The following is a 4,646-nucleotide window of genomic DNA, read 5'->3' as shown; positions in this document are numbered from 1 at the left end:
GGTGAGCCCCCGCGGCCGCGGCGCGGCGGTCAGCCGTTGCGGATCAGTCACCCGCCGGCGGCTGGGTCCAGCCGGCCGTCTTGATCCACTTGTTATGGCCGGCGTACTCGAAGAACTGCGAGCGGTTGTTGCAGACGCCGGGCGCGCTCGGGTCGTAACCGCACTCCAGCTGCGGGGCGCCGAGGGCCTGCGGGCCCTTGAACGCCTTCACGGCCGACAGGATCGCGGCCGGGGTCAGGTTGGCGTAGCCGACCTGGTTGAGGACCTTGTCGATCGTCATCATCTGGCCGAAGTCGACGATGTTCCACGGGTCGGGCGCGTTCGCCGGCGTGGAGTAGGTCTGCGCCAGCTTCATGTACTCGATCATGCCCGGGTCGGTCGTGTCGCCGAACAGCGAGCTGGCGATGAGGTAGGTCCACTTGGGAAAGTCGCCGCCGAGGCCCGCCGCGACCTGGCCATTGAGGCACAGCGGCGCGGCGAGGATCTTCTTGGGGTCAGTAATGCCCTGCTGGGTGAGCGCCTTCTGAAGGTTCACGCAGTCCGGGGCGGCGACGGCGGGGATGACCAGGTCGGCCGAGGCGGCCCCGGTCGACGCGAGCACGCCGGTCAGGTCGGTGGTGTTCGGCGGGTACGGGCCCATCTTCACGGAGATGCCGGCCGCCTTCAGCCCCGCCTCGGTGGCCAGCGCGCCGGGGGTGGCCGAGGCGGTGTCGGGGTAGAGGATCACCGCGGTCTTGGCGTGCAGCACGTCCCGGCCGTAGGTGCCCATCGGCCCGAGCACGCTGGTGGCGTCACCGAAGAGCACCGCGGTGTTCTTCTGCTGACCGTCGATGGAGAGCGGGGCCACGCCGCCGACCACCGGGAGCGCGCCGCCCAGCGTGCTGTAGAAGGACTGCGCGCCGATTACCGTGGCGCCCATGGAGATCACGTGGACGTTCTTGTTCGCGAGGAACTTCTGGGCGCAGCCGGTGCCCTCTTCCTCGGCGGAGGCGATGAAGCAGGTGTCCAGCACGATCGGGTGGCCGTCGACACCGCCGAGCTGGGCGTTGATGTACTTGATCGCCATCTCCGTGCCGTCGGTGGCGTGCTGGCCGATCACCTGCGCGCCGCCCTGCTGGTTGACGAAGCCGATGGTGACCGGCGTCAGCGAGCTGTTCGCCGGGCCTGACTTGCCGCCCGTGTAGGTCAGGTAGTTGGTGACCGACTGCGCGCCGAGGCCGCCGGTGGTGCCGCTCGGGGACGGTGCCGCGGCGGCGCTGGTGGCCGGTGGGGTCGTGCTGGAACTCGAGCTCGAGCTACAACCAGCCGCTGCCAGGAGCGCTACCGCGAGGGCGGCGATCCCGGCATAAGCGGTTTTTCTGTGTCTACGCAATTTCGTTTCCTCCTGGGATATCTGGTCTTCTCAAGTCGCCTGGAAAGATGGCGATGACCGCGGTGGCGCCGCGGATCACGCCTCGGCCTTTACGCCCCATAGCTCGCGGGACGCTATCCGCGCGCCCTCGACGAGTGAGGCTAGTTTGGCCCACTGGATTTCCTCGTGCACCCGGTGCACAAAGGCGCCCTGCGCGAACCCGCAGTCGGTGCCGCCCATCACCCGGTCCCTGCCGACCACGTTCGCGAGCCGCACCAGGCGCTGCGCGACGAGTTCGGGGTGCTCGACGACATTGGTGTGGTGCGTGACCACGCCGGGGACCAGGACCTTGTCCGCCGGCAGCGTGACGTCTTCCCAGATCGCCCACTCGTGCTCGTGCCGCGGGTTGGCCTGCTCCATCAGGTAGTACTTCGCCCGCACCTGGAGCACGAGGTCGACCGAGTCGCGCAGCGGCGGGTCGTAGGCGTGCGGCCCGTGCCAGCTGCCGAAGCAGATGTGGTACCTGATCTGCTCCTCGGGCAGCCCGCGCAGCGCGTGGTTGAGCGCGTCCACCCGCAGCTGCGCCCACCGCCGGTAGTCCTCCCACGATTGTCCTTTGGACAGCATGGTGTCCGCCTCGTGCATCAGTACCGCGTCGTCGACCTGCAGCAGCAGCCCGGCGTCGGTGATGCCTTTGTACTCCTCGTGCAGCGCGTCGGCGAGCGCGTAGACGAACTCCTCGTCGGACGGGTAGTACTCGTTCTTCAGCCAGTAGGCGCTGGCCGGGGCCACCACCGGCAGGAACGCCTCGGAGTGGGCCTTGCCCGCGGCGTCGAGGGCGGCCTTGAAGTTCGCGATGTCCCTGCCCAGCGCCGTCTTGTCGTAGGTCATCGGGCCGGTGCACACCCACTCCGACGCGCCGCCAGGACCGTCCCCTTCCTCCGGGTCAGCGGCGCCGGGACGGCCCAGGTCCCCGTCGGCACCGAGGCTGGTGCTGGCCCTGGCCGCCCGCTCGTCGAGCGAGTCGAGCTCCGCGTACGCGCCGGGGAAGTGCTGCCGGTCCCTGCTGGCCGGCATGATGCTGGCGAACCCGCCCTCCACGGGCCTGGACTCAAGCCCGGTCGTCCGCTCGTAGAGGTAAGTGATCCAGGTCGACTTGCCCATCTCGCCGTCGTCGATCACGTCGATGCCGGTCTCGACCTGCTTGGCGACCACGTCGGCCACCGCCCGGCCGAGGGCAGCACGGTAATCGGCGCTGTCGAACGCCTTCCCCTGGTCTATCGCGGACAGAAAGGAAAGGAGTTCCGCGGGCCTGATCAGGCTTCCGGCATGCGTGACCGGGATTCGCTCCATCGCCTTCTCCGCCTGTGACTGTGGGAGCCATCGGGAAATCTTCTCAAGCAAAGGCCCGCAGCGTGACGTCAGTCAACTGGCTTTATGATCTTCGGCGGTCACAATCAAGTCACGTGTCCGGTGGCCACACATCGATGACCGGCAACTTGGCGACAACCCCAATGCAGCGATAACGATGCGGGGTACAAGCTGGCCAAGAGGCTGTTTGTCCTGTACAAGACAGGTATTATGAGCGACCGGATTGTTGTTTGCCGGCAGGCAAATTAATAACGAGTGACCGAGGTAAGGCGGGCTTGGACGACATGGCTAGCGACGACGTGGCTGGCGGCGACGGGGCTGTCGACAACAAGGCTGTCGACAACAAGGCTGTCGGCAAGAGCGCGGGCAACAACAGGGCTGGCGGTGACGCGGTACTCGAGCTGGACGGGCTGAGCGTGGGCTACGACCGCGCGCTGGTCGTGCGCGACCTGAGTCTCACCGTCGGCCACGGCGAGGTGGTGGCGCTGCTCGGCGCCAACGGCGCAGGGAAGACGACCACGCTGCGCGCGATCTCCGGCCTGCTGAAGCACCCACCGGGAACCATCAGGTTCGGCGGCACCGACCTCGCCGGCGTGGCGCCGACCGCGCGAGCCCGGCTCGGCATCGCGCACGTGCCGTTTGACCGCGGCATCTTCTTCGGGCTGACGGTGGCCGAGCACTTCCGGCTCGACGGCCTCGGCTCGCCGGCGCAGATGGACACGGCGTTCGACCACTTCCCCGCGCTGCGCGACCTGCACGACCGCAAGGCTGGCCTGCTGTCCGGCGGTGAGCAGCAGATGCTCGCGCTCGCCCGCGCGCTCAGCCGCACGCCCAAGCTGCTCATGCTTGACGAGATGAGCCTCGGCCTCGCCCCGGTCATCGTCGGCCGTCTGCTGCCGGTGGTGCGGGACTACGCGACGTCGACCGGGACCGGGGTGCTGCTCGTCGAGCAGCACGTGCACATGGCGCTGAAGATCGCCGACCGGGGCTACATCCTGGCGCACGGTAATCTCACCGCCAGCGGCACCGCCGAGAGCCTGTCGAAGGACAGCGCGCTGCTCGCCGCGAGCTACCTCGGCTCCGCCTCGGAAAGCACCGCCGCGGAAAGCGACGGGCAGGCCGCCGCGGGATAGGCCGCGGCGGAGCGGCCGCTAGCGGCTGAAGCCCCAGTTCAGCATCGCGGTCGCGTCGCGGACCGGTGCGGCCTGGTCGGACGCCGACTCGGACGCTGCGGAGTGCAGCACCGCGCCGATCAGCGTCGTGCTGCCGCGCCGCGCCTCGAACAGCAGGCACTCCCCGGCCGCGGCAGTGAACCCGGTCTTGATGCCGACCGCCCCTGAGTAGCTGGTCAGCAGCTGGTTCAGGTTCTTCCAGGTGTGCGCCCGGTGCCCGGCGCCGGCCGCCAGATGGTAGCTCCGCGTCGCCACCACCTGGCGGAACACCGCCAGCTTCATCGCGTCCCGCCCCAGGCTGATCAGGTCGCGCACCGTGGAGTAGTTGGTGTACTGGCCGGGGTTCGGCAGCCCGCTCGGGTCGGAGAAGTGCGTCTTCGACAGGCCGAGCTTCCTGGCGGTCGCGTTCATCTTCGCGACAAACGCGGTGAATCCCGGGCCGTACGCCACGGCCAGCGTGTACGCCGCGTCGCAGCCGGACGGCAGCATCATCGCGTACAGCAGCTGCAGGGCGGTCAGCTTCTCCCCCGGCACTAGCCCCGCGGTGGACGCGTCGTACGTCTTGTCGTAGGCCACGATGCCCTCGGGCACGGTGATCACCCGGTTGAGGTCGCCGGCCTCGATGACCGCGTACGCGGTCATCACCTTGGTGACGCTGCCCATCGGCCGCTCGCTGACCGACGAGCGGCTCCACAGGTCGGCGCCGGTGGCGGCGTTCGCCAGCTCGGCCCACGGCGCCCGCACCCCGGCAG

Annotated in this window: 4 protein-coding genes; 1 reads left to right on the top strand and 3 read right to left on the bottom strand. The window is 68.9% G+C overall.

What is annotated here, in order from left to right; all coding sequences use genetic code 11:
• Positions 1-43 precede the first annotated feature (43 nt).
• Positions 44-1,372, bottom strand: coding sequence for an ABC transporter substrate-binding protein (locus tag WA805_RS08420; protein WP_425242052.1), 1,329 nt, complete (start codon positions 1,370-1,372; stop codon positions 44-46).
• Between the two features lie 75 nt (positions 1,373-1,447).
• Complete coding sequence (locus WA805_RS08415; RefSeq protein WP_425242051.1) at positions 1,448-2,704, bottom strand: cobalamin-independent methionine synthase II family protein; 1,257 nt, start codon at positions 2,702-2,704, stop codon at positions 1,448-1,450.
• Between the two features lie 302 nt (positions 2,705-3,006).
• Between WA805_RS08415 and WA805_RS08410 the strand changes: the two genes are divergently transcribed.
• Positions 3,007-3,855 (top strand): ABC transporter ATP-binding protein, encoded by an 849-nt coding sequence (locus tag WA805_RS08410; protein WP_425242050.1) that lies wholly within the window; start codon positions 3,007-3,009, stop codon positions 3,853-3,855.
• 18 nt (positions 3,856-3,873) lie between these two features.
• Here the strand turns inward: WA805_RS08410 and WA805_RS08405 are convergent.
• Positions 3,874-4,646, bottom strand: a 773-nt coding sequence (locus WA805_RS08405) for a D-alanyl-D-alanine carboxypeptidase family protein (RefSeq protein ID WP_425242049.1), incomplete at its 5' end; no start/stop codon positions are given.

Source organism: Trebonia sp. (assembly GCF_049794275.1).
GTDB lineage: Bacteria > Actinomycetota > Actinomycetes > Streptosporangiales > Streptosporangiaceae > Trebonia.
Note: the sequence above shows the minus strand (reverse complement) of the source record. Positions and strands in the feature narration are given on the sequence as shown.